This is a genomic window from Janthinobacterium sp. GW458P (assembly GCF_002127585.1).
Classification (GTDB): domain Bacteria; phylum Pseudomonadota; class Gammaproteobacteria; order Burkholderiales; family Burkholderiaceae_D; genus Janthinobacterium.
Window position 1 is genome coordinate 1 of the sequence record NZ_NEGZ01000075.1, and the last position, 21,345, is coordinate 21,345.

At 63.1% G+C, this 21,345-nt stretch carries 18 protein-coding genes; 1 reads left to right on the top strand and 17 read right to left on the bottom strand.

All coding sequences use genetic code 11. The features are described 5' to 3' along the window. The 4 genes from CBW50_RS26055 to ndk form a co-directional block, all read right to left on the bottom strand. Positions 1-643 (bottom strand): helix-turn-helix transcriptional regulator (locus tag CBW50_RS26055; RefSeq protein WP_253252000.1); only part of this gene is annotated, 643 nt, incomplete at its 3' end. Between the two features lie 82 nt (positions 644-725). Next, positions 726-1,502: a type IV pilus biogenesis/stability protein PilW gene (pilW, locus tag CBW50_RS26060; RefSeq protein ID WP_157792293.1), complete on the bottom strand. Its 777-nt coding sequence runs from the start codon at positions 1,500-1,502 to the stop codon at positions 726-728. Between the two features lie 11 nt (positions 1,503-1,513). Next, positions 1,514-2,689: a 23S rRNA (adenine(2503)-C(2))-methyltransferase RlmN gene (rlmN, locus tag CBW50_RS26065; RefSeq protein WP_086148218.1), complete on the bottom strand. Its 1,176-nt coding sequence runs from the start codon at positions 2,687-2,689 to the stop codon at positions 1,514-1,516. A 125-nt stretch (positions 2,690-2,814) separates the two neighbouring features. Beyond that, entirely contained in the window at positions 2,815-3,231 is a 417-nt protein-coding gene (gene ndk, locus CBW50_RS26070; RefSeq protein ID WP_070223377.1) for a nucleoside-diphosphate kinase, read from the bottom strand. 222 nt (positions 3,232-3,453) lie between these two features. On the opposite strand from ndk, the gene CBW50_RS26075 reads away from it, so the two are divergent. Continuing rightward, positions 3,454-4,140, top strand: coding sequence for a Bax inhibitor-1/YccA family protein (locus CBW50_RS26075; protein WP_086148205.1), 687 nt, complete (start codon positions 3,454-3,456; stop codon positions 4,138-4,140). A 151-nt stretch (positions 4,141-4,291) separates the two neighbouring features. On the opposite strand, the gene CBW50_RS26080 is transcribed toward CBW50_RS26075, so the two are convergent. From CBW50_RS26080 to CBW50_RS26140, 13 genes are all read right to left on the bottom strand, one after another. Further along, the gene (locus CBW50_RS26080; RefSeq protein WP_086148206.1) at positions 4,292-5,137 is read right to left on the bottom strand and encodes a LysR family transcriptional regulator; all 846 of its coding nucleotides are present in this window, start codon (positions 5,135-5,137) and stop codon (positions 4,292-4,294) included. A gap of 28 nt (positions 5,138-5,165) precedes the next feature. Beyond that, positions 5,166-6,353 (bottom strand): cyclopropane fatty acyl phospholipid synthase, encoded by a 1,188-nt coding sequence (gene cfa, locus CBW50_RS26085; protein ID WP_086148207.1) that lies wholly within the window; start codon positions 6,351-6,353, stop codon positions 5,166-5,168. Positions 6,354-6,619: 266 nt separating this feature from the next. Beyond that, positions 6,620-7,657 (bottom strand): cupin-like domain-containing protein, encoded by a 1,038-nt coding sequence (locus CBW50_RS26090; protein WP_086148208.1) that lies wholly within the window; start codon positions 7,655-7,657, stop codon positions 6,620-6,622. A 78-nt stretch (positions 7,658-7,735) separates the two neighbouring features. Next, a complete protein-coding gene (locus CBW50_RS26095; RefSeq protein ID WP_264296479.1) occupies positions 7,736-9,661 on the bottom strand; it encodes a glycosyl hydrolase family 18 protein in 1,926 nt (641 codons plus the stop codon). A 542-nt stretch (positions 9,662-10,203) separates the two neighbouring features. Further along, complete coding sequence (gene rlmD, locus CBW50_RS26100; RefSeq protein ID WP_086148210.1) at positions 10,204-11,544, bottom strand: 23S rRNA (uracil(1939)-C(5))-methyltransferase RlmD; 1,341 nt, start codon at positions 11,542-11,544, stop codon at positions 10,204-10,206. A gap of 131 nt (positions 11,545-11,675) precedes the next feature. Next, the gene (gene rpoS, locus CBW50_RS26105; protein ID WP_086148211.1) at positions 11,676-12,707 is read right to left on the bottom strand and encodes an RNA polymerase sigma factor RpoS; all 1,032 of its coding nucleotides are present in this window, start codon (positions 12,705-12,707) and stop codon (positions 11,676-11,678) included. Positions 12,708-12,715: 8 nt separating this feature from the next. Beyond that, a complete protein-coding gene (locus tag CBW50_RS26110; protein WP_086148212.1) occupies positions 12,716-13,633 on the bottom strand; it encodes a peptidoglycan DD-metalloendopeptidase family protein in 918 nt (305 codons plus the stop codon). Between the two features lie 61 nt (positions 13,634-13,694). Continuing rightward, entirely contained in the window at positions 13,695-14,585 is an 891-nt protein-coding gene (locus CBW50_RS26115) for a protein-L-isoaspartate(D-aspartate) O-methyltransferase (protein WP_086148213.1), read from the bottom strand. 9 nt (positions 14,586-14,594) lie between these two features. Next, positions 14,595-15,332, bottom strand: coding sequence for a 5'/3'-nucleotidase SurE (surE, locus tag CBW50_RS26120; protein WP_086148214.1), 738 nt, complete (start codon positions 15,330-15,332; stop codon positions 14,595-14,597). Between the two features lie 94 nt (positions 15,333-15,426). Continuing rightward, on the bottom strand, positions 15,427-17,892 hold the full coding sequence (locus tag CBW50_RS26125) for a tetratricopeptide repeat protein (protein WP_086148215.1): 2,466 nt from the start codon (positions 17,890-17,892) through the stop codon (positions 15,427-15,429). Between the two features lie 21 nt (positions 17,893-17,913). Beyond that, positions 17,914-18,519, bottom strand: a complete 606-nt coding sequence (locus CBW50_RS26130; protein ID WP_086148216.1) for a toll/interleukin-1 receptor domain-containing protein — start codon at positions 18,517-18,519, stop codon at positions 17,914-17,916. Between the two features lie 278 nt (positions 18,520-18,797). Beyond that, positions 18,798-20,789: an ATP-dependent DNA helicase gene (locus tag CBW50_RS26135; protein WP_086148217.1), complete on the bottom strand. Its 1,992-nt coding sequence runs from the start codon at positions 20,787-20,789 to the stop codon at positions 18,798-18,800. A gap of 99 nt (positions 20,790-20,888) precedes the next feature. Continuing rightward, positions 20,889-21,089 carry a YdcH family protein gene (locus tag CBW50_RS26140; RefSeq protein WP_076566935.1) on the bottom strand — a complete coding sequence of 67 codons (201 nt, stop codon included), beginning with the start codon at positions 21,087-21,089 and terminating at the stop codon, positions 20,889-20,891. Positions 21,090-21,345 lie beyond the last annotated feature (256 nt).

Sequence of the window (21,345 nt, forward strand, 5' to 3'; positions counted from 1 at the left end):
CTGCCGCCGGCGTCGTTGCCGGCGTCGTTGCCGGCGTGGCGGCAGGCGGCGGCACGGCGGCGGCTGGCGCCGAAGCGGCGGCGGAAGCCGGTGCGCCCGTCTGCGTATCGTTGCCTGGCGGCGGCGGTACGGAAATCAGGGGCACGGACGGCGTCTGCACGGGCGTCAAATCCTGGCCCGGCCTGATCAGGGTCGTTTCCACGGGCCCCACTTCCGCAGGCGCGCTTTCTTTTTCCACGTGCGCAGACAGCAGGCTGGCCGGGACATAGCCGAGCTTGTAGGCGCCAAAGGCGGCCGCCACGACGACAGCCACGGCGCCGGCGATCCAGAGGGGAGTCTGGTTCGACGAGCGCTGCGTCATCGACGGGAAGCGCGATTCCGAGAACGTGGCGGAAATCTCGCGCCGCACGGGCGCGGCCGGGTCTTGCGCCGGCGCCGGATGGACTTCGATCATGGCCACCAGCGGCGCCGCATCGATACGCACCACCTTGGCATAGGCGCGCACGAAACCGCGCACCACGGCCAGGTTCGGCAAGGCCGCCATGTCGCCCTCTTCCAGCGCGATGACCTGGCGCGACGCCAGCTTGAGCTGGTCGGCCACCTGTTCCACCGGCCAGCCCAGCGTTTCGCGCTGCGCCTTCAACTGTGCGCCTGCCAACGCAAGATTGCCCTGGGGCTGCTGCTGAGGCGTTTCTGCCCACTCTGAATTCATTGGTATCCCTGTTTCACTCATCAAACGCCCCATTTTGATAAGCAGCATATTCGGGGGAGCCGGAATGGTGGTGGCGCAAATGCGCCCCCAGGCCAGCTTCCGCGCCCGCATCCCCGAGCTTATGCTGCACCTTGATCCCGAGCCACAGCACTTCGGCCGTCTGGCTCTCCATTGTCGCCACTTTACCGAGCCGCTCAAGATAATAAGCCGCTTGCCGGTAGTCTTGCTGTTGGTAATACACGCGCACCAGGCCGGCATACGTGATTGCCGCTCCAGGTGCAATGCGCTCCGCCTTGAGCCAGTAGCTGGCGGCGCGCGGGTAATCTTTCATGACCAGGCTGCAGGCCGCCGCATTGTGCAGCGCAAGTTCAGGCGTGCCATAGGCTGCATCTTGCAATGCGGCATCAAAATACGCCAGCGACTGCGCCGCGCGCCCGGTCTGGCACAGGAACAAGCCATAATTATTGCTCAACTCGGGATTGTGGGGTGCCAGGCGCAATGCGTAAAGAAAATCTTTTTCAGCAGCCACAGGTTGGCGCAAAGCAGCAAAAATCAGGGCGCGCATGCCGCGCACCTGGACGTTGTCCGGTACCAGCTGCACCGCCTGCTCCGCCTCTTCCAAAGCCACCACAAACTGGTCTTGCATATAATAGGCGCTGGCCAGCTGCAAGCGCAAGGCGGCGCGCTGCTCGACCAATGCAGCCTGCCCCTTGTCCGCGGTGGAAGCACAGCCGGCCAGCAGCACGCCCAGGCCGACAACAGCCGCGGCCAGTGCGCCAGGATAAGCCATGCCTCCCCGCATCAGGAGCGGATCTCCACGATCTTGCCGAAATTGGCGCCGAATTTTTGTTGATACTCAGTCATCTTTTCCATGCGCTCCTGCACCCGCGTGCGGTCCTTCACTTCGCCGGCCAGCTGGCCGCAGGCCGCATCGATATCGTCGCCGCGCGTCTTGCGCACGGTGGTGATGATGCCGCCATCCATCAGCACCTGGGCAAAGGCCTTGATGCGCGGGTTTTTCGAGCGGAACAGGCCCGACTCGGGGAAGGGGTTGAATGGAATCAGGTTGAACTTGCAGTTCACGCCGAACTCGCGGTCTTGCACCAGCGCCAGCAGTTCGCGCGCGTGCTCGTCGCTGTCGTTGACGCCGTCGAGCATGCAGTATTCAAACGTGATGAAATCGCGCGGGGCAAATTCCAGGTAGCGCTTGCACGCCGCCATCAATTCCTTCAGCGGGTATTTCTTGTTCAGTGGAATCAAGCCGTCGCGCAAGCTGTCGTTCGAGGCGTGCAGCGAGACGGCCAGGGCCACCGGCACTTCCTGCGACAGCTTGTCCATCATCGGCACCACGCCCGACGTCGACAGCGTCACACGGCGGCGCGACAGGCCGTAGGCGTTGTCGTCGAGCATCAATTTCAGGGCCGTGACGGTCGGCTCAAAGTTCAGCAGCGGCTCGCCCATGCCCATCATCACCACGTTGGTGATCTGGCGCTCGCCTTTCGGGCCCGGTTCGATGCCCTTGGTACGGCGCAATTCGAATTCCGCCATCCACAGCTGGCCGATGATTTCGCCTACACTGAGGTTGCGGTTGAAGCCTTGTTTGCCCGTCGAGCAGAAACGGCAGTTCACGGCGCAGCCGGCCTGGGTCGAGATGCACAGGGTGCCGCGATTGTCTTCCGGAATGAACACGGTTTCCACGGCATTGCCGTTGCCGACATCGACCAGCCATTTGCGCGTGCCGTCCGTCGACGTATGGTCGCTGATGATGGCCGGGGCGCGCACTTCGGCGCGCGTGGCCAGCTTGTCGCGCAGCGACTTGGCCAGGTCCGTCATGGCGTCGAAATCGGAAGCGCCGAACTGGTGTATCCAACGTTGCAATTGTTTCGCACGAAACGGTTTCTCTCCCAACTCGGCGCAGTAGGCAATGAGTTGCGCGGGATCCAGGTCCAGCAAGTTGGTGAGGGGCGTCGTATTCATGATCATGTCTATTCTAAAAATCCGTCCCCGCGCGCATCCGGAGCGAAAACTCCACAGCGCAGCGGGAACAGGGGGTGATAAGTTATTTCACAGATAACGCCAGGAAATAACGTTATCTAAGGCAATTAAGCCTTCAGTTCTGGGAAGAAGTAAGCGATTTCCACTTTAGCAGCTTCGACAGCGTCGGAACCGTGTACGGCGTTGGCGTCGATCGAATCGGCGAAATCGGCGCGGATCGTGCCTTTTTCTGCTTTCTTCGGATCGGTCGCGCCCATCAGGTCACGGTGAGCCAGAACGGCGTTTTCGCCTTCCAGGGCCTGGATCATGACTGGACCGGAAACCATGAAGTCGACCAGATCCTTGAAGAAGCCGCGTTCCTTGTGCGCTGCGTAGAAGCCTTCAGCTTGTTCGCGCGACAGTTGCGTCATGCGTGCTGCAACGATTTTCAGGCCAGCGTTTTCAAAACGGGTGTAGATTTGACCGATTACGTTTTTTGCAACTGCGTCTGGTTTGATGATCGACAGGGTGCGTTCGATTGCCATGTGTGAAAACTCCAATAAAAAGAAAGGTTTAAAACGATAAATTGATAACTCAATCAACCTTTGATTTTACCATACTCCACCCCATATCACCCAGACAGGCCGGCGGCCATCTTCTGCCCTTGCCTGAGTTTAATTAAATCTTAAGCTGGTTTTTTTGTAAAAACCGGGGTCCATGCTATCCTTGGGCAAAGTAGTAATTTGAATTGACAACACGGAGGCACTATGAATCAGAACATGCAACGCACCTATGACCTGTCCGGAGGCATGCAGCAAGTCCGCCACCAGGTCTTGCGCAACACTTACTGGCTGCTGGCACTGTCCATGATACCGACCGTGCTGGGCGCCTTCATCGGCGTGCAAATGCACTTGCCGATGCTGACCGGCGGCATGGGTTTCATCATCTTCATGGCCGTCGCATTCGGCTTCATGTACGCGATTGAAAAGACCAAGAACTCGGGCCTGGGCGTCGCCGTCCTGCTGGGCTTTACCTTCTTCATGGGCCTGATGCTCACGCCCATCCTGACGCGCACGCTCGGCTACTCGAACGGCGGCATGCTGATCATGACGGCGTTCGGCGGCACGGCCACCATCCTGGCCGTGATGGCGACGATTGCCACGGTGTCGAAGCGCGACTTCTCGGCCATGGGCAAATGGCTGTTCGCCGGCGTGATCGTGCTGATCCTGGCATCGGTGGCGAACATCTTCCTGGGCCTGTCGGCACTGTCGATCGTCATCTCCATGGTCGCCATCGCCATCTTCTCGGCCTACATCCTGTATGACGTGCAGCAAATCATCAACGGCGGCGAGACCAACTACATCTCGGCCACCCTGCGCATCTACCTGGACGTGTACAACATCTTCACCAGCCTGTTGTCGCTCCTGGGCTTCGCCGGCGGCAGCCGCGACTAAGCGCTGGCGCAAAAACGCCCAGGGCGGCGTTGCAGTGCCTCGCCGTACTAGTCGTACTGTCTTCGGCACCGCGCCTTGCCCTGAACGTTTTATGCGCTGCGCTTATGAATAAAAGCCGACCCGCGGGTCGGCTTTTTTACGTCTGCAGCATCTACCTGACCTTCTCGGCGACGTCGAGCAGGCAGGCGCGGGCGCGGTCCAGGGTCGGGTTGTCGCGCTGGGCCGCATACACGGCGCAGGCGGAATGCGAAAATTCGGGCGCGTCATGCACGCGGTGCAAGAGGCCCGCGTCCAGGTAAGGCTGCGCGCTGCCGATGCGAAAGTAACTGGCGCCGCCCGCTTCCAGCAGGTACACGAGGGCCAGCGGCCCCAGCGAGATCGACACGGGCGGGCTGCTCAGTTCCGGATACGCCGCCTGGTGATTGGCCGCGAAGCTGGGCCCCCAGTCCACGTACACGTACTTATCGACATGCATCTGCCCGTCCGCGCGCGTGGTCACCATCACCAGCTTTTCCTCGGCCAGCAGCTCGCTGACGAGGCCGGGACGCTGGGGCGGGTTGTACAGCACGGCCAGGTCCAGCGAGCCGTCGTGCACGGCGTCGAGCAGGCGCGCCGGGCTGTCGACTTCCGCGCGCAAGGCGATTTCGGGGCAGTCGCGGCTCATGCGTATCAGCCAGTCGCCGAGCATCGGCTGCCATAAGCTCAGTTCGCAGCCGATGCTGACGGCGTCATCGCGCCCCGGCGGCAAGGCCACCTGGTGGCGCGCCCGTTCCCACACCTGCACCATGGTGGCCGCATGGCGCATGAAGCGCTCGCCGGCCGGCGTCAGCCGCGCACCGGCCTTGTTGCGCACGAACAGCTGGCGCCCCAGCTGCTGCTCCAGCGTGCGGATGCGGGCGCTGACGGCCGTCTGCGTCACATGCATGCGCTCGGCCGCCATGATAAAACTGCCGCAGGACGCCACTTCGAGGAAGGTACGCGCTTGATTGATATCCATCAAGCGATGATATCAGCTGCCGCACATTTCAACTGACGCGCTCGTAGCCGCCGAGCACGCCCTGCTTCGATAACACCCATTGCCACAGCTGCAGATCGCGCGCGCGGAAGGCACCCGCGCAGGACAGCAAATAGTATGACCACATGCGGTGGAAGCGCTCGCCCAGCTGGGCGGAAAAGCGCGGCCACGCCTGCTCGACATTCGCATGCCAGGCCATCAGGGTCTTGTCGTAGTCGGCGCCGAAGTTGTGCAAGTCCTCGGCCACGAACAGATCGTCGATGGCGTCGCCGATCTGGCCGATCGACGGCAAGTCGCCATTCGGGAAAATGTATTTGTCGATCCACGGGTCGCACGCGGAATGGCGTTTATTTTTACCTATCGTGTGCAGCAGGAACAGGCCGTCGTCCTCCAGGCAGCGGTGCGCCACCTCCATGAAGGTGCGGTGATTTTTATGCCCCACGTGCTCGAACATGCCGATGCTGACGATGCGGTCGAATTTTTCATCGGTGTCGCGGTAATCCTGCAGGCGGAAGTCCAGCTGTTCGCCGCCCGGCATGCCGCGCGCATACGCAACCTGCTCTTGCGAAATCGTCACGCCCACGCACTGCACCTGGTATTTTTCCGCCGCATAGCGCATGAAACTGCCCCAGCCGCAGCCGATGTCGAGCACGCGCATGCCCGGCTCCAGCCGCAGCTTGCGGCAGATCAAATCAAGCTTGGCTTCCTGCGCCTCGGCCAGGTTGCTGGCATCCTTCCAGTAGCCGCAGGTATAAGTCATGCGCGGATCGAGCATGGCCGCATAGAAGGCATTGCCCAGGTCGTAGTGCTCCTTGCCCACCATCCAGGCGCGGCGCTCCGTCTGCAGGTTGAACAGGCGCGCATACAAGGCGTGGAAGGCCAGGCGCATGGGGCGCACGTCGTCGGCCACGCGGGCGCGCAGCAAATGGCAAAAGAATTCGTCGAGCTGGTTCGCATCCCAGTCGCCATCCATGTAGGCCTCACCGAGGCCCAGGTTGCCGCTGGCGAAAGCCCGTTCGGGCACACCTGGTTTGCGCAACTGCATGTCCCACGCGGCGCGGCCATTCAGGCGGATGTCGGCCCTGGCCAGCAATTCGGCCGCTTCGCGCGTCAGCCGCGTGTCGAGCCCGAGTCCGGTGCCGCCCGCCGGTGTTTGTTGCAACTGCATTGCTGCCCGTGTCGTTTGCTGCGTGTTCATGCCGTGCCGCCTCCAGATGATTGTCGGTACTGGCGCGCCGGMAAGTCATTCAGATGCCAGGCGGCGCGCCACCCAMAAAATTATCCGCCCGCCATGACCATCTGGATAATGAAACATCATGGTGATTCATATCAAAATATTTGCTCCAAAATGATTTTAATCAATTATTTTATGGAAATATCTTATACAAGAAGCGCGCCGTAGCATGAAAAAAGCCGCCTGTACGGCGGCTGTTCGCGGTGCGTTGGCGCCAGTCGGCCCCGCGATCAAAAGTCGTGATTCGATGGATACTTGCTGTAAAAATCGTTATCCCATTTGAAGTTGGTGAACGCCACCGTCATCGACACGTCCAGCGCTTCGACAAAATGCCAGCAGCCGACGGGCAGGAACAGGATCTCGCCCGGCGCCAGCACGCATTCGCGCACCCGCACGTCGGCCATCAGCGGATAGCGCCGCAGGTCGATGTCGCGCCCGTCGACGGGCGTAAAGCAGTGGCGCTGGTTGTACACGCGCGCCACTTCGCAGGCGGCCATGATGCGCAGGCGCTTGCGCCCCTTGACTTGCGCCATGAAGTTGTTCGTCAGGTCGTGGTGGAACGGCGTCACCGTGCGGGCCGGGCCGAACCACAGGAAGCCCGTGGGAGCGCCACTTTGCTCCAGATATTCGGGCAGCTGGCCAATATCGTCCCACAGCTCGCGCAGCGCCTGCCGGTTTTGCGAATCGTTGTTCGCCGTCATGTAAAAATCGTTGGTCGCGCCGCTGTTCTCGACCAGGCTGGCGTACTCGCCAAAGGCCATCTTGCGCTTGTGCGCCACGCTGTTCATTTCGTACTGGGCATCCGCTTCGCGGCCGAACTGCACTTCCACCTCGCGCTGCGCAAAATGTGCGCGGAAATAGGCCGGGCTCCATTTGGCCATGGCGGGCCAGTCGTCCAGCATGCCCGTGATGATGACGGGCTGGTTGGTCGAATAGTATTCCTCCAGGAATTCCTGCGCGCAGAGCCTCTCGCGGCGGGGAATTTCGGGCGAGCGCAGCTGGTTCAGCTTGCGCTGGATATCGATCACCCAGTCGCGCTTGGCCAGGCGGTTCGACAGGCGCACGGCGCCGGCCAGATACGGGCTTTGCAGCGCCAGCTCCACTTCGCGGCGCGCCAGGCCTTCCGCGATGCCGGCCTTTTGCAGCGCCGGCATCAGCGCCGAAGGATGGCTGCCCAGCATGAGGTTTTCCGCGATCCAGCTGCGCCACTCGCGGCTCAGTTCCTGCTCCTGCTGCTTGTTGACTCCGAATGTCGATACCGCCGCCATCGCCCGCCTCCCATGTTTTTCCATGAATAAACGGCCGGACAGCATGGCTATCCGGCCGCGTCTTACGCTACATCAACATTACCGCACTTTCCACACCTCGGTCGCCAGCACGCCGTTCGCGTCGCCATCGAGTTCCCACGAGAATGCGCCGCGCAAGCCCTGGTCCTTCACGTACTTCACCTTGGTGCCGATGACGGTCGGGTCGTCATAGCTCCACCACTGGCCGCCCGCTCCCGTGTACAGGTACAGCTGCTTGGTCACGGGATGGTAGTAGCGCGTGCCGGCCTTGGCGACGAGGATTTTATAGTCCTCGATGCCCGACTCGTAGGTGCCCGGCGCCGTGCCCGTGGCCGCCTGGTACAGGCCGTCGCCGTTCGGTCCCGGCGCCACGCCCGTCCAGCCGCGGCCATAGAACGGTATGCCCAGCAGCAGCTTGTCGCGCGGCACGCCGGCGGCAAGCATGTACTGCACCGCCTTGTCGCCCACGTATTCGCGCGCCATGCCCGTCGACGGATCGGCAGGGTCGGCAAACAGCTGGGCGTTGAAGTTGGTGCTGTTTTCCCAGCCGCCGTGGAAGTCGTAGGTCATCAGGTTGATCCAATCCATGTACTGCGAGTACAGGGCCGGTTCCGTGTTGTCGATCTTGTCCTTGCCGGCGCCGACGGCCGCCGTCAGCAGGTAGCGCTTGCCGTTGGCGGCGCCCAGCGCATCGAGCTGGCTGCGGAATTCCGCCATCAGCAAGGTGAAGTTGCGCTTGTCGTTGGGGCTGACCGTGTTGTACGGCTGGCCGCCGCCGACCGGGTATTCCCAGTCGATATCGATGCCATCAAAGATGTTGGCCGCCGCCCCCACGCCGCCGCGCCCGCCCTGTACCGGCAGGTTGCCCTTGATGTAGATGTCGATGCAGGAACGCACCATCTGCTTGCGCAGCGCATCGGTGGCCGACCCGACGGAGAAGTTCTTCGACCAGCTCCAGCCGCCCAGGGAGATGAACAATTTCAGGTTCGGGTGCGCCGCCTTCAGCTTTTTCAGCTGCAGGAAGTTGCCCGACAACGGCGCGTCCCACGGAATGGCCTGGCCATCGACGGTGCGCTTCGGCGTGCGGATGTAGTCGGCCTCGGCATCGCCGCCCGTGCCCGCGTCCGGCGAATTCGGATTCGTCGCGCCCGGCTCCGTCTTGGTGATCATGCCGCATTCATAGCCGCCGTTTTTCGGATAGATATTGCCGAAAGCGTAGTTGATGAATGTCAACTTGTCGGCCACGCCGCTGGTATGCACGTTCGCCACTTCATAGTCGCGGCCATACACGCCCCATTGGGCGAAATAGGAACCGACTTCGCGGCCCGCGGGCGTCGGAGTAGGCGTCGGAGTAGGCGTTGGCGTTGGCGTTGGCGTTGGCGTTGGCGTCGGTGTCGGTGTCGGTGTCGGTGTCGGTGTCGGTGTCGGTGTCGGTGTTGGCGTCGGCGTGATGCTGCACAGCTCCTGGCTGGTCCATGGTTTGCCCGTGCCGGCGGCGCCGTTGTTGGTCGACGGGTTATCGCCCAGGGTCCAGTAATTGGCACGGTAATTGGTGCCGGCAAAGCTGACGATGGCGCCCGCGCTGTAGGCGGTACCCGATGCCCACGCCAGCGCGCAGGTGCTGCCCGTTGGCGTTGGCGTTGGCGTTGGCGTCGGCGTTGGCGTCGGCGTCGGCGTCGGCGTCGGCGTCGGGGTTGGCGTCGGGGTTGGCGTGGTGCCGCCGTCGCAGCTGCCGCCGGCGCTCCACAGGCTCGGCGTGGAAACGGGATTCCAGCCCGAGCCCACGTGGTCGGTCTGCGTCACCAGGGCCGTGTAGTTGGCGCCCAGATATGTGACCACCGTGCCCGCGTTATACGTGCCGCCCTCCTGCCATGGGATGCAGGCGACCGTGCTGACAGCCAGCAGTTGCGAACCTGCCGGCGCGCTGGCGTCGCCACCGCCGCCGCACGCAGCCAGCACGCCACCGCTGGCCAGGCATACCATCATGTTCCTGATCGTTTTTCTGAGTATTAAATTTTCCACGTTGTCTCCTGTTCAGGTTTGCGGAAATACCACTCTGCTTCGATAAGAGCTACCTGTGATCTTGTTTTTTTGCAGTTGCAAGAACAGCATGCTGCTGAAAAAATAGGCGGTCAAGTGGTTTTGAAGTGGCCTCGAAGTGAGTAATACCACTTTGCGCAAAAAGCGCAGCGGCTTATGCGAACGGCGTGTTGTCCTACTGGACAATGAAAAAACGGCAGAGGAAGGACGAAAAAAGACGCTGGACCAGGAAAAGACAGACCAGTTTTTTAATACGCTGTGAGTGGTATTAGCGCGGAACCCGGGCCAGCGCATGGGGGAGCTTCAGCGCGCCTGAAAAACGTTCAGAGCAAGGCGCCTTACCGAAGGCAGTACGAATAGTACGGCTAGGCAAGGCAACGCAGCTATGGACGTTTTTTCACGTTCAGAGCAAGTCACCTTGCCAAAGACAGTACGTAAGTACGGCTAGGCAAGGCAACGCAGCTATGGACGTTTTCTCAGGTGTGCCCTCAGAGCAAATCAAACACTGCCATGGATTCCACGTGGGAAGTATGCGGGAACATGTTCACCACGCCCGCCTTGCTCAGTACATAACCCGCTTCCAGCGCCAGGATGCCGGCGTCGCGCGCCAGCGTGGACGGGCTGCACGACACATACACGATGCGCTTGGGCAGCAGGTCCGGACGCACTTGCGACAGGCCGACCAGCGCCTGGCACAGGGCCATGGCGCCATCGCGCGGCGGGTCGACCAGCATGCGGTCGAATTTGCCCAGCGCGATCAGGTCGTCCGTCGTCACTTCGAACAGGTTGCGCGTCGAGAACGAGGTTTTTTCCGCCAGGCCGTTGGCCAGCGCGTTCTCCAGCGCCCGCTCCGTCAGGGTGGTGCTGCCCTCGATGCCGACCACGGCGCTGCCTTGCGTGGCCAGCGGCAAGGTGAAATTACCGAGGCCGCAGAACAGGTCGGCCACGCGGTCTTGCGGCTGCACTTCCAGCAAACGCAGGGCTTTCGATACCAGCACGCGGTTGATGTGATGGTTCACTTGCGTAAAATCAACGGGTTTGAACGGCATCTTGACGCCGAACTCCGGCAGCAGGTAATGCAATTGCTTGTCGAGCGGATAGAACGGCACGGCCGTTTCCGGACCTTTCACCTGCAGCCACCATTGCACGCCGTACTCGTCGGCAAAGGCCTTCAATTTCGTTTCGTCGTCCGCCGTGAGCGGCGCCATGATGCGCAAGACCATGGCCGTGACGTCTTCGCCGACAGCCAGCTCGATCTGCGGCATCTGGTCGAAGATGGACAGCGACGCAATCAATCCACGCAGCGGCAGCAGCATGGCGGAAATGTGCGGCGGCAGGATTTCGCAGCTATCCATGTCAGCGACAAACGCCGATTTCTTTTCATGGAAGCCCACCAGCACGGCATCCTTCTTCTTGACGTGGCGCACGGACAGGCGCGCGCGGTAGCGGTAGCCCCAGGTCGGGCCATACATGGGGCGCATGATGCTTTGCGGGCGCACCTTGCCGATATGCCACAAGTTGTCTTCCAGCACGCGCTGCTTGATCGCCACCTGCGCCGACGGCTCCAGGTGCTGCATCGAGCAGCCGCCGCAGTTGTCGAAATGCTTGCACTTGGGCGTCACGCGCATGGCCGATTCGCGGTGCAGCGCCGTCATGCGGGCCATTTCCCAGTTTTTCTTCTTCTTGAACGTCACAAAGCTGACGCGCTCGCCCGGCAATGCGCCTTCGACAAACACGACCTTGCCCGGCGAGCCGTCTTCGTTCTCGATATGGCCAACGCCGCGGGCGTCCATGTCGAGCGATTTGATTTCGATGATATTTTCTTGCATAGCGATCAATAGGTAAGAGTGGGCCAGGACGCAGGGCCGCGCTGGAACTTGAAAGAATGGGGGAAAGTCAGGCGCCGCGAGCGGGGCGTATGATAGCAGATGCGGCCCCGAAAATACCGGGGCCGGGCGTCCTAGAGCAAGGAGTCGCGCACGACGCCGCGCGCCGCCATGGCGCGCTTCAGTTTAATCAGCGCTTCCTGCTGGATCTGGCGCACGCGCTCGCGCGTCACGCCCATTTCCTCGGCCAGGGTTTCCAGCGTGGCCGGATCGTCGTTGTCGAGGCCGAAACGGCGCATGATGACGACGCGCTGCTTGTCGGGCAGCTTGGTCAGCCAGTCGCGCACCAGCACCGTCATTTCGTGGTGTTCAGCGCGCGCGTCGGGGCTGTCTTCGCTGGCGCCGGGCAACATGTCCATCAGCGACGACTGCGGGTCGTTGTCGAGCGGCGCGTCGAGCGAGGTGGCGTGCTCGGACAGGGCCAGGATATCCTGCACCTCTTCCACGGGACGGCCCACCAGGTGGGCGATGTCTTCCGCGGTGGCATCCTTGCCGTCGTGGTGCTGGGCTTCCAGGTGATACTTGCCGCGCAGAATCTGGTTCAGTTCGCGCACCATGTGCACGGGCAGGCGCACCGTGCGCGCCTGGTTCATGATGGCGCGCTCGATGCTCTGGCGTATCCACCAGGTGGCGTAGGTGGAAAAACGGAAACCGCGCTCCGGTTCGAACTTGTCGATGGCGCGCATGAGGCCGATGTTGCCCTCCTCTATCATGTCGAGCAAGACCACGCCGCGGTTGATGTAATGCTTGGCGATCGACACGACCAGGCGCAGGTTGTGCTCGATCATGGTTTGCCGGGCTTCAAAATTGCCCTGCTTGGCCAGGGTGGCGTAATGCACCTCTTGCGCCGCCGTCAGCAGGGGCCGCGTGCCGATCTGGTTCAGGTAGTGCTGCGTGGTATCGGTCGACAGTTCGGCCGCCAGCACTTTCTTCAATTCATCGACACTTTCGACCAGCACGCTGACGCTGGCCACTTCGCCGCCCTCGCCCGCATCGACGGCGTCAATGCCCTCCAGTTCGCCGGCATCGTCCGTCACGACTTCGTCGGCCCCGTCTTCCGGCGGTTCCGGGTCATCGTCCAGCTGATCGTGCGGCGCGTGTGTCATTGCTTTACCTAACGGTTAGGCAGGAATTTCGAAGGGTCGACAGGCTTGCCCTGCTGGCGGATTTCAAAGTGCAGCTTCACGCGGTCGGCGTCGGAATCACCCATTTCGGCGATGGCCTGGCCTTTGTTGACGTTCTGCCCTTCCTTCACCAATATGCTGCGGTTATGCGCATACGCCGACAACAAGCTGTTACTGTGCTTCACGATGACAAGATTACCATAACCACGGATTCCGCTCCCGGCATACATGACTTTTCCCGCGCCGGCGGCCACCACCTGCTGGCCCGCCTTGCCGGCGATGTCGACGCCCTTGTTCTTGCCTTCGTCGAAAGTGCCGATGACCTTGCCTTCGGAAGGCCACATCCAGCTGATCTTCTCGTCGCCTGGCGCCGATGCCGCAGGAGCTGCTGCGGCGGCGGCCGGTGCGGCGGCGACGGTCGGGGCCGGCGCCGGCGCCGGCTTGGCGTCGCCGCTGCCGCCATCGGCGCGCAGCTCGGCCAGGGTGGCGTCGGAATACGCGCGCTTCTCGCCGCGCGGGCCCGTTTTCTTCGGCACGGCCGGCGCGGCCGGCTTGGTTTCCGTCGCCGGCGGCATGACGATGGCCGATGTTTGCGCGCCGCCCGTGTCGCCATTCGGCGGCAGCACGCGCAATACCTGGTCGACCTTGATGTCGTTCGGGTTGCTCAAGTCATTCCAGGCCACCAGGTCGCGGTAGTTCTGGCCGTGCTCGAGGGCGATGCGCAACAGGGTGTCGCCGCGCTTGACCGTGTAATACGCCGGGTCGCGGTCACGCGGATCGCTGGCGGCGGCGCTGCTGCTCGATGGATGGCGCTCCACGACGGGCGCCTGGACACCTGTCGTGCCGCAACCGCTCAACAGGGCGGCCAGCACGAGGCTGCAGAGGATTACATTGTTTTTCTTAATCATTCGTTTTCTTCATCATTCGCATGTATATTCAGGTCCTGCTTGCTAGCTGATCCGGGAATCATCATATGGTGCCCGGGCGCAAAGGCACGAAATGGCAATCTTCCAGGGTTTGGCTGGTCCATTCCATTTTCCCCACCCGGGTAATGAGTTGCAAGTGTTGCAATTTTGCACCGACTGGCGCAACCAGACGCCCACCGAGCGTCAGCTGTTCCAGCAGGGCTTGCGGGACTTCCAGGCCGGCTGCGGCAAGGATGATCCCGTCAAAGGGAGCCGCCTGCGGCAGGCCAAGCATACCATCTCCGTACTGCAAGCGCAGATTCGACACGCGCAGCGGGCGCAGATTGGCCTTCGCCAGCTCGTGCAGGGGCCGGATGCGCTCGATCGAATACACCTCTTTCGCCACCAGCGACAGCACGGTCGCCTGGTAGCCGCAACCGGTGCCGATCTCCAGCACGCGCTGCAAGCTGCCGCCATTGCGCATCACTTCGATCATGCGCGCGACGATGTACGGCTGGGAAATGGTCTGGTGATGGCCGATGGGCAGGGAGGCATCGATATACGCCTGCGACGCCAGCGCCTCGTCCATGAACATGTGGCGCGGCACGGCCTGCATGGCGTCGAGCACCACCTGGTCCTTGACGCCCTGCTTCGCGATGCGCGCCACCATGGCCCGGCGCACGGCGTCCGATACCAGCGGATTTTGCCGCGGCGGCGCCACCACGGCCGGCTGCGCCCGCTCATTGGCGATGGCCTGCGCGCGCGACGGTGCAATAGGCGCCATGGCGCCATGGTGCGGCGTGCCGCCCCGGGCCGCATTCTGCGCCGCATTCTGCGTGGCCGTCTGCGGCGTGGCGATGCGCGACTGCGCCAGCGACTGCCCCCCGCCCTGCCTGGCGGGCCTGCCCGCCAGCGAATCGAGGGAAAGGGGGAAGGTGCGCGGCTTATCGGTCATGGTCAGCGGTCATGCCAGGCCCTGGGCCAGGGCATCGAGTTGGGTAGTATGCGTCAGGTCGATCTGCAGCGGGGTGATCGAGACTTGTCCTTGTTGCACCGCGTAAAAATCCGTGCCGGGACCGCCTTCCCTGGCGGCGCCGGCGGGGCCGATCCAGAAAATTTCACGGCCACGCGGGTCGAGCGCGCGGATCACCGGTTCGGCCGAATGGCGCTTGCCCAGGCGCGTGGCCGCCACGCCTTGCAGTTGCTCATAGGGAATCGCCGGAATATTGACATTCAACAAATACGGCTTTTGCAGGGCATCAAAGCGCCGTTCGACGATCTCGCGCGCCACGCGGGCGGCCGCGTCCAGGTTGACCCAGCCAAACTCGGACTGCGAAAAGGCGATGGCCGGAATGCCGAACAGATAGCCTTCCGTGGCCGCGGCCACGGTGCCCGAGTACAAGGTGTCGTCGCCCATATTCGGACCATTATTGATGCCGGAGACCACCAGGTCCGGGCGCTCCATCAGCATGCCCGTCAGCGCCACATGCACGCAGTCGGTCGGCGTGCCGTTCACATAATAAAAACCGTTGGCTGCCTTGTGCACGGACAGGGGGCGGTCCAGCGACAGTGAATTGGATGCGCCCGAGCGGTTGCTGTCGGGCGCCACCACCACGATCTCGGCAATCGGCGCGAGCGCGTCGGCCAGTGCCGCAAGACCCGGCGCCAGGTAGCCATCGTCGTTACTGATAAGAATTCTCATAACGGGATTTTACCTGAAGCAGTGCCAACACTGCGCGTACCGCACGCCGATCGGCAGCATTTTTTATGCCTGCGCACCGGCATGGCGCGCAGGCTCAGCGCTGCTCGATGCGCGCTTCCGACAAGGCCCCTTCCAGCGCCTGCACTTCATCCTCCTGCAAGGCCAGCAAGGCATCGAGGTCGCCTTGCAATTTATACATTCTTTTCAGCTGCGCCATACCGCGCTTGCGCAGCTTGCCGGGCACGCCGGGACGCAGCAGGCACGCTTTCAGATGCTCGGCCAGTTCGCCCGCCTGCGCATACTGCTCGCGCTCGATCATGCCCTGCAGCATGCCGATCATGCTGGCCAGGGTTTCCGGTTCCGCCACCTCATGGCCGTTGGCGCGGCCCGCGAGGATGGTTTCCTGCAAGTGGCGCGCGCTATCGAGCACGCTGTCCGCATGCGCGTGCGCCTTGTCGGCCGCGGGCGCGTTCAGCAGCCGGTCACTGCCGCTGAGTACGTCATTTTCCAGCAGGCGCGCCGCCGCGCTGTCGCCCTGCTGCTGCAGGGTGCCGGCCAGCTGCTTCTTGCTGTGCAAGGTATCGAGGTGATCTTCGCCCAGCAGGCGCGCATGTACTTCCAGCACTTGCTCCTGCACGCTGCGCGCCGCGTCGAGTTCGCCGCGCCGCAACATGGCTTCGGCCAGCTTGCGCTGGCTCATCAGGGTTTCCGGATGGTCCAGCCCCTGCGTGCGCTCGCGCGCCGCCACCTGGTCTTCATGCAACTGGCGCGCACCGGCCCAATCGCCCTGCCCGGCCACGATATCGGCCAGCAGATCGCGCGTGGCCAGGGTGGCCGCGTGGTCGCCGCCCAGGCGCCGCTCCTGCGCCTGCAACACGGCGTCGAGCAGGCGCCGCGCGCCTTGCAGGTCGCCGTCGCGCCCGAGCGCCTGCGCCAGGGCCAGCTTGCTGCGCAAGGTATCGCCGTGTTCGGCGCCAAACAGGCGTTCGCGCGCCGCCACCACCTTGGCCAGCACTTGCTGCGCCTGCCCGAGCCGTCCCATGCGCAGCAAGGTGGCGGCGCGGCCATCCATCGCTCCCAGGGTCACCGGATGCTCACCGCCCAGCAGTCGCACGTAGCTGGCCAGCACCGCATCCTGCAACAGCAGCGCCGCCGCCAGTTCTCCCTGCAGGGCCAGGGTCTGCGCCAGGCAAGCCCTGGCGGCCAGGGTGTCGGGATGCTCGGCGCCCTGCAGGCGTTCGCGCACGTCGGCCACGTCTTCTTCGAGGAAGCGCGCCTCGTCGAGCTTGCCCTGCTGGCGCAGCAGGCGCGCCATGCCGCTCTTGCCGGCCAGGCTGTCGGGATGCTCTTCGCCCAGCAGGCGCACGCGGATCTCGACGCTTTGCCGGAAGGCGTCGAGCGCCTGCGCGCCGCGCCCGTCCTTGCGGTACAGCTCCCCAAGGCGGGCCAGGTCGCGCGCCAGCGGCAGGGCCACGGCGCGGCCCGGTTCGAGCAGCAAGGCCTGGCGCGCTTCGCTGATGGCGTCGAGCAAGGCGATTTCACGGCTCGATTGCCAGGGAAAATAGCCGCCCGTCATCCAGTGCAAAAAGGCTTCAAAGGTGCGCGTGAGGGAAAAGCGGTCGCCGCCCTGGTCTATGCGCACGGCCAATTGTTCGCCATAGGCAAAGGTTTTCGTCTGCTGCAACTGGACTTCGTCGAAGTAGCTGTCGAGGGCGATCTGCGGCAAGCCGTACGAGGCGCGCAGCAGCCGTTCAAACATGGGCTGGAAACCGGCGATGCCCTTGTGCGCGTCGCCGCGGCGCCACTCGGCGCGCTGTGCCCCGTCGCCCATTTCTATGCGCGAGGGCAAGGGATACACGAGCAGCGGGCGCTGCTCGTCTTCATGGCTGCGCCGGTATTCAATGGCGCGCGTGACGAGCGCGTCGACGCCTTCGAGGCTTTGCCGGTTCGGCGTGAAGACCACCACCAGCTTTTTCGGCAGCAAGGTGGTGCAGATGCCGGCGCTGTCCGTGCGCCCCGTGCGCGAATCGACCAGCACGTAGCGGAAATGCTGGGCCAGGGTATCGGCGAAGCAGCGGAACAGGGCCGGGCAGGTGTCGAACAATTGATCCCAGCGCATCTGCGACAGGCGCTCGCTGTAGCTGGCGTCGAAACGCCCGGCGCGCATCAGGTACAGCGGGCTGCCCTGGTCGACGCGCACCACGTATTGCTGCCAGTCGATGGCGTCAAGCACGCGCTGCGCCAGCACCGCATCGTCGCGGCCCGCGCCCTGCCCGGCACCGCTTTCCAGGCTGAAGCGTTCGAGCTGCAGGCGGCAAGCCTCGAAGAATTCCAGTACGCCAGGACGCTCCTCGTGCTGCTCGAAGTAATGGTGCAGGCCCGGCGCCTCCATGTCCCAGTCCAGCATCAGCACCGGCACGCTGGCGTTTTCGCGGCGCGCCAGCAGCACGGCGATATTCGACAGCGCCATGGTGCGGCCCGTACCGCCCTTGTAGGAATAGAAGGTGACGACTTCGCCAGGGGCGCTCAGAGGCGGTAGGGACAGGCGTTGGCATTCCATGACAGGACCTTTTGACGTGGATTAACGTGGAAAGTGTGGAGGCGGAACGGCACGCCATTCCGGCGGAATGTCGGGCAACACGAAACGGCTGCAATCGTGGCCAGGCGGTGTCGAACGCTTGAGCAAGTGGTAATGCGTGGCGATACGCTGCACGATGCGTTCGATGTCGGGCAGGTATTGTGGATTCGACTTCAGGTCGCCGCTGGCCAGCGTATAGCCGGAGAAATCGACGTACAGGCCCGATTCCGTGATTTGCGGCGGCAAGCCATCGGGATGGCGCGTCATGATGATGGGAATGATCAAGTGGCTGGGCAAGTCATACCAGGCGCGGCGCTCCTGCTCGATCAGTTGCATGGCGGCAAACTCACGCCGCGTGTAGCCGTGCGCTTCATATTTCGGCGTGTACAGCACGATCATGCACACGCTCTGGCACATGGCGCGCGCCACGCGCAGGTCGATATCGTCGCCGCCGCCCAATTGTTCGCTGTCGATGAACAGGACCTCCTCGCGGTCCAGGTGCGGCTCCAGATAGCAGGCCAGGGCCTCGATGAGGTCATTCTTGAATTTGTTCATGAACGCATATTGGCCGTGCGCATAACTCAAGAAACAGCCGTAGCGGATCTCCATGGCATCCCCCTGCTTCCCCGTGCGGCTTTGCCGTCGCCGCGCCCTGATCCCTCAGGGCATGAAGTCACTGTAAACGGCTGGGCAACAAGCTGTTTGCGCTGGCGCAAAGATGTGTCTGGCGTCCTGAACATCAGCGGCTACGCCAGAATGTGGCGCGATCACGCCCGTTTCCAGCATGCCGGGCACGCAGGCAGGGCAAGGCGCCGATGCGCCACGGCATCGGCTACTGCGTTGATTCCAAAGGGAAATAGCCGGCGCACTGGCGCCGGCAAGAGAAACTACTCGGCGCGGGGCGGCAAGTTGCGGAAGAACTCCACCACTTCGTTCGTATCGCGCGTGCGCTTGAACGGCGGCAGGCTTTGCCAGATGCGCTTGCCGTAGGGCTTGGAAATGAGGCGGGGATCGCAGATCATCAGCACGCCGCGGTCGCCCTCGTCGCGGATCAAACGGCCTGCGCCCTGCTTCAGGTTGATGATGGCTTCCGGCAGCGAATGGTGCATGAAACCGTTCTTGCCCTGTTTTTCCATCACTTCGATGCGCGCGGCCAGCACCGGGTCGTCCGGCGGCGCGAACGGCAGCTTGTCGATGATCACCAGCGACAAGGCATCGCCGCGCACGTCGACGCCTTCCCAGAAGCTCTGGCTGCCGATCAGCACGCCATTGCCGGCGGCGCGGAACTGGTCCAGCAATTCCGTGCGGCCCCGGTCGCCCTGCACGAACAGGGGGAAGTTCAGGCCGCGCTGCTTGAACTCGTCGGCCAGGCGTTCGGCGGCCCGCTTGACGGCGCGCAAGGTGGTGCACAGGAAGAAGGTGCGTCCGCCCGCCGCCTCGATGATGGGCAGGGCGCAGTCGATGACGGCGTCCGTATAGCCGAGGGAATTGGGCTGCGGCAGGTTTTGCGGCACGAACAGCAAACCCTGCTGGCCATAGTCGAACGGACTCGGCCACGTGTGCGACGGTTCGCCCGTCAAGCCCATCTGTTCGGAAAAATGCTTGAAATCGTTCTTCACGGCCAGGGTGGCCGACGTGAAAATCCAGCTGCGCGGCGTGCCTTCGCGCTGGTTGTTGAAGATAGGCGCAATCGACAGCGGCGTTTTATGCAGCTGCAGGGAGCTGGAAAAGGCTTCCACCCAGAACACCGCTTCCTCGCCGGCCGCCACCTTGGCTTTCGGGTCGAATTTCCAGCCGCTCAGCTGCTGCGCCAGCTCGACGCCGCGCACGCGGCACTGTTCCAGGGTTTCCGCCCGTTCCGCCTGGGTTTCCAGCACGGCCACCATGCCGTCAAGCTCATCCTTGAGGGTCTCGAGCGCGGGGAAGAAATCGCTGGACGGGGCGATCTGCGGCAAGGACAGGCGCACGATGTCCTGCGGGAAGGTCAACCGCAGGTCGCGCGCCGCCTTTTCCACCACCGTGACCGTCTTCGCCCAGTCGATGCCGCGCGCATGCGCGAGGCCCTCGGCCAGCACGTCGCGGCACAGTTCCAGGATTTGCGAGGTGGACACGGTATTGCCAAAGAACAAAGTGGCCGTGTCGGGCAGCTGGTGCGCCTCGTCGAAGATGATGGTATTGGCCGAGGGCAGCAATTCCGCCACGCCCGTGTCCTTCAGGGCCACGTCGGCAAAGAACAGGTGATGGTTGACCACCACTACGTCGGCTTGCTGGGCTTCCTTGCGGGCCTTCATCACAAAACAATCCTGGTAGTACTGGCACTCGGCGCCCATGCAGGTGTCGCGCGTGGACGTGACCAGGTTCCAGATCATGGCGTTTTCCGGCACCTTGGCCAGTTCCGCCTTGTCGCCGGAACTGGTCATCTTGATGAAACGCGAGATTTCACGCAAATGCCCCACGTCGTCGCGCGAGGTCATGCGTCCGTTCTGCAGCGTGCGTTCCAGGTGATAATGGCAGACGTAATTCGAGCGGCCTTTCAGCAAGGCCACGGAGACGGGCGCCTGCAGCGCGGCGCGCACGGTGGGGATATCGCGCAGGAACAGCTGATCCTGCAAGTTCTTCGTACCGGTGGAAACAATGGTCTTGCCGCCCCACATCAGGGCCGGCACCAGGTAGGCAAAGGTTTTGCCGGTGCCCGTGCCCGCCTCGGCGATCAGGGTCGTCTGGCTGTCGATGGCGCTGGCGATGGCCTTGGCCATTTCCGTTTGCGAGCGGCGCGGCTTGTAGCTGCCCACGGCCGGTCCCAGCGGACCGCCGGCGCCAAACAGGCGTTCGATGTCGGCATCGTGCTTGCCAGGGGCCGCCTGGGGTTCGTCTGGCACCTGTGGTGGCTGGCCTTCTTGGCTTGCAGGCAATAAATTGTGATCGGTCAAAATATACTTAAGGTTATGGCTGGGCCGGGCTGGGCGCTACTGGCGCCCTCAGGCTGGAACATCGGGCACAAGTTGCATTTTTAGCAATGTGATGTGGTCCTTCAGCTGCAATTTGCGCTTTTTCAAGCGGCGCAGTTGCAGCTCGTCATAGTGACCATCGAGTGTCAGCAACTCGATCACGGCATCGAGGTCACGGTGTTCCACGTCGAGTTCAATCAGGCGCCGCTCTATATGCTGTACATCGCTCATGTGTTGCGTTCCAGGCAGTGTTGATCAACAGGCGCGCGCAGCGTGCGCAGGCCGCCATCTGCGCCGGATCACCGGCGAGTGCATAGTTTAACCTGCCGCGCGGGATAGGGCACGCCATTTCCGGCGCGCCCGGCGGCGGGGCCGCTTATTTGGCAGGCGGGACGGCGACGGCCGCGCCGCTGGCCGCTGCCTTGGCCGCCTTGGCGTCAGCTTCGGCCTGGCGTTCGGCCAGGCGCTGCGCCACGCGCTTCTGGCG

What these genes read in the sequence shown, in the direction of transcription:
- pilW (WP_157792293.1), bottom strand. Translation starts at nt 1,502, where the DNA reads ATGGCTTATCCTGGCGCACTGGCCGCGGCTGTTGTCGGCCTGGGCGTG.
- rlmN (WP_086148218.1), bottom strand. Translation starts at nt 2,689, where the DNA reads ATGAATACGACGCCCCTCACCAACTTGCTGGACCTGGATCCCGCGCAA.
- ndk (WP_070223377.1), bottom strand. Translation starts at nt 3,231, where the DNA reads ATGGCAATCGAACGCACCCTGTCGATCATCAAACCAGACGCAGTTGCA.
- CBW50_RS26075 (WP_086148205.1), top strand. Translation starts at nt 3,454, where the DNA reads ATGAATCAGAACATGCAACGCACCTATGACCTGTCCGGAGGCATGCAG.
- CBW50_RS26080 (WP_086148206.1), bottom strand. Translation starts at nt 5,137, where the DNA reads ATGGATATCAATCAAGCGCGTACCTTCCTCGAAGTGGCGTCCTGCGGC.
- cfa (WP_086148207.1), bottom strand. Translation starts at nt 6,353, where the DNA reads ATGAACACGCAGCAAACGACACGGGCAGCAATGCAGTTGCAACAAACA.
- CBW50_RS26090 (WP_086148208.1), bottom strand. Translation starts at nt 7,657, where the DNA reads ATGGCGGCGGTATCGACATTCGGAGTCAACAAGCAGCAGGAGCAGGAA.
- CBW50_RS26095 (WP_264296479.1), bottom strand. Translation starts at nt 9,661, where the DNA reads ATGATGGTATGCCTGGCCAGCGGTGGCGTGCTGGCTGCGTGCGGCGGC.
- rlmD (WP_086148210.1), bottom strand. Translation starts at nt 11,544, where the DNA reads ATGCAAGAAAATATCATCGAAATCAAATCGCTCGACATGGACGCCCGC.
- rpoS (WP_086148211.1), bottom strand. Translation starts at nt 12,707, where the DNA reads ATGACACACGCGCCGCACGATCAGCTGGACGATGACCCGGAACCGCCG.
- CBW50_RS26110 (WP_086148212.1), bottom strand. Translation starts at nt 13,633, where the DNA reads ATGATTAAGAAAAACAATGTAATCCTCTGCAGCCTCGTGCTGGCCGCC.
- CBW50_RS26115 (WP_086148213.1), bottom strand. Translation starts at nt 14,585, where the DNA reads ATGACCGATAAGCCGCGCACCTTCCCCCTTTCCCTCGATTCGCTGGCG.
- surE (WP_086148214.1), bottom strand. Translation starts at nt 15,332, where the DNA reads ATGAGAATTCTTATCAGTAACGACGATGGCTACCTGGCGCCGGGTCTT.
- CBW50_RS26125 (WP_086148215.1), bottom strand. Translation starts at nt 17,892, where the DNA reads ATGGAATGCCAACGCCTGTCCCTACCGCCTCTGAGCGCCCCTGGCGAA.
- CBW50_RS26130 (WP_086148216.1), bottom strand. Translation starts at nt 18,519, where the DNA reads ATGGAGATCCGCTACGGCTGTTTCTTGAGTTATGCGCACGGCCAATAT.
- CBW50_RS26140 (WP_076566935.1), bottom strand. Translation starts at nt 21,089, where the DNA reads ATGAGCGATGTACAGCATATAGAGCGGCGCCTGATTGAACTCGACGTG.